Consider the following 2,447-nt stretch of genomic DNA (forward strand, 5'->3'; position numbering starts at 1 on the left):
AAAATTTTTGATTTCAAACAAGAATTATAATATCCTCTATGACTTAAATAGTGTGTCCGATAATAAAAATTTTTAGGTAGAGTGATAATGGAAGAACAAAAAGATGTTCAAGTTGCAGCAGCTAAATCTGTGAAAAAAGCAACAACAACAAAAAAGCGTGGCCGCCCAGCGAAAGCAGCAGGTGCTACAGTTAAAAAAAGCAGCGGCTAAAAAAACAGTTGAGAAAAAGCCAGCAGCTAAAAAAGCGGCAGCGAAAAAGCCAGCAGCTAAAAAAGTGGTCGCAAAAAAGCCGGTGGCTAAAAAAACAGTTGCGAAAAGCGCAGCACTAAAAAAACGTGGTCGTCCAAAGCTTCCTACTGTGAGTTCAACTGAAATCACTGTGCTTGATAAAGATATTGCCAAACTAACAACAACAATTGAAAAACTAATGAAAGACCTTGTTAGTGATAAAAAATCAATTGCTGCTGCACGTACTGCATTGAAAAAATCAAATACGAAAACAAATGCAAACAAGCTTGTTAAAGCGAAAGACTCTCAAGATGCAACAACAGCAAAATTACGTGAAGCAAAAGATGAGTTAAAACTTGCACGTTCTGAGCGTTCTCAAGTTGTTGCTTTAGAAAAAGAGCGTATTCAAGAAGAAATGCGTCAAGAGCGCGCTCTTGAGCAATTAGAAGTTGCGGTTGAAAAGTACCGTGAAAAATTAGTGCGCCAATTTGATCGTGAAAAAGAGCGCCGTGCTAAACTTCTTGATAAGAAACGTTCACGCGCACGTCGTAAATAATATTATTTGCTTTTAAAGTAAATAGAGAAAAAGCACCGAAAGGTGCTTTTTTTATGTCCAAATCGCAACAATCGCCATGATGGTAAAACCGATGATGACAAAGCTAAAGTGCTTTAAGTTACAGCATTTATCAATCATTACTGCGCGATTAAGGCCGTGTAGTGTGCCTAAATAAAGGAAAGTTCCCGCAGATAGTGCGGTAAAGCTTGGGGCAATGAGTGGGTAGTGTGATAGTGATGCAGTGATATTACCAAATAAAATCCCTAATGGCGTCATCAGTGCAAAAACTGCAAAACAGATGATGCGAAGTTTAATTGATAGCCTGCTTTTGTTGATGTGAACAGCAAGAGCAAAGCTAGCAGCCCATTTGTGAGTGATAATCGCAAGTAAAATAACTAAAGTTGATGATAGTGCTGCGGTTAGGCCGAGCGCTGCACCTGCCAAGAAAGAGTGAACCGATAGCATAAGAGTGGCTAGCAGTGCAAACGCTGGGCTTTGGGCGCCTTGATGCTCATAAAGTTCACGGCCGATATGCTCGAGCCAAAGCAAAGCTAAAAAGACGATGCCTGCAAGTAGGAAAGGAACAGGATAATCAATATGGTTTTGATTAAAATCACTCGCAGCATCACCGAGCATATGCATGAGTCCTGCCCCTAGAAAAACACCGGCAGCGATAGCCTCGCCGAGTGGGAATTCACTAGCATGGCTTGATTTAAAGCGTTTTTTAAAGGGGAGCCAACCTGAAAAAAGTGTGACTGCAAGTATAATAAAGACGCTGATCAGTTTGATTGCTAAGAGTTCTGTCATTGTTAACCTGGCTGCTATTTATTTGTATTAAATCTAGTTTAAGTTTGATATTGTGTGATGTTATAATATAACTTTTATGCTCGCAACTGTATTTCTGTGCAATTTTTGTTTTGCCTATGCACTAGGGTCGTATTTAATTATTTGATATTGCTATTTATTTTTATAAACTTTTTATAAGTGAATGGTGGTAATTGACTTTATCTATGGCTTGATTTAGGGTGACAGGCGAATGATTTGGGGAGATGGGGCATTATGGCGACAGCATTATTAAAAGGGCAACAACCAGCTTTAGAAAATGGCTTTAAGGTTTTTTGTTGGCTATCATTGATTACTTTTTTGATTAAAGTTTATTTGGCTCATCTTGTCCCTATTACTGGAGATGAGGCTGAGTATATTTATTGGGGCCAACATTTTTCTTGGGGCTATTATGAGCATCCACCGCTAATTGGCTGGTTTTTGGCCTTTTGGAATCAGTTTGGCTTGAGTAATATTTGGGTGCGCATGCTGCAAATCATCGCATCGAATTTAATTGCCTTGTTGATGTATGTTGCTTTAAGGCGGATTGATGAACAAAAAGCACTTTGGGTCAGCTTGATTTATTTATTAAGCCCGGTGAGTTTGTTTGATATTGCAATTTTAACAGATACGCCGTTGATGATTTTTAGTTTCTTGGGTGTGTTTTGCTTGATGATGGCAGAGCAGGGCCGAGGAACTAAGTATTATATCTTTGCTGGCTTAGGCTTGGGTGCGGCTTATTTTCAAAATACTTAATGTTACCGGTTGCCATCGGTGTGTTACTTTATTTTATATTCTCTCCAGAAGTAAAGCGTCGTTGGCTGAAGTTATTAATTACCCC

General features: G+C 39.1%; 4 protein-coding genes. 3 read left to right on the plus strand and 1 reads right to left on the minus strand.

Translation table 11 applies throughout. The annotated features are described in order from the left end of the window. Positions 1-87 precede the first annotated feature (87 nt). The gene (locus tag BGC07_RS23460) at positions 88-210 is read left to right on the plus strand and encodes a hypothetical protein (RefSeq protein ID WP_268801677.1); all 123 of its coding nucleotides are present in this window, start codon (positions 88-90) and stop codon (positions 208-210) included. Next, on the plus strand, positions 182-784 hold the full coding sequence (locus BGC07_RS21250) for an AT hook motif family protein (RefSeq protein ID WP_235603219.1): 603 nt from the start codon (positions 182-184) through the stop codon (positions 782-784). The genes BGC07_RS23460 and BGC07_RS21250 overlap by 29 nt, the downstream gene beginning before the upstream one ends. Before the next feature lie 51 nt (positions 785-835). Here BGC07_RS21250 and BGC07_RS13760 read toward each other — a convergent pair whose 3' ends face one another. After that, entirely contained in the window at positions 836-1,591 is a 756-nt protein-coding gene (locus tag BGC07_RS13760; protein WP_069313566.1) for a ZIP family metal transporter, read from the minus strand. Between the two features lie 252 nt (positions 1,592-1,843). On the opposite strand from BGC07_RS13760, the gene BGC07_RS13765 reads away from it, so the two are divergent. Beyond that, positions 1,844-2,362, plus strand: coding sequence for an ArnT family glycosyltransferase (locus tag BGC07_RS13765; RefSeq protein WP_235603222.1), 519 nt, complete (start codon positions 1,844-1,846; stop codon positions 2,360-2,362). Positions 2,363-2,447 lie beyond the last annotated feature (85 nt).

This window comes from Piscirickettsia litoralis (assembly GCF_001720395.1).
In the GTDB taxonomy this organism is placed as follows: domain Bacteria; phylum Pseudomonadota; class Gammaproteobacteria; order Piscirickettsiales; family Piscirickettsiaceae; genus Piscirickettsia; species Piscirickettsia litoralis.

What these genes read in the sequence shown, in the direction of transcription:
- BGC07_RS23460 (WP_268801677.1), top strand. Translation starts at nt 88, where the DNA reads ATGGAAGAACAAAAAGATGTTCAAGTTGCAGCAGCTAAATCTGTGAAA.
- BGC07_RS13760 (WP_069313566.1), bottom strand. Translation starts at nt 1,591, where the DNA reads ATGACAGAACTCTTAGCAATCAAACTGATCAGCGTCTTTATTATACTT.
- BGC07_RS13765 (WP_235603222.1), top strand. Translation starts at nt 1,844, where the DNA reads ATGGCGACAGCATTATTAAAAGGGCAACAACCAGCTTTAGAAAATGGC.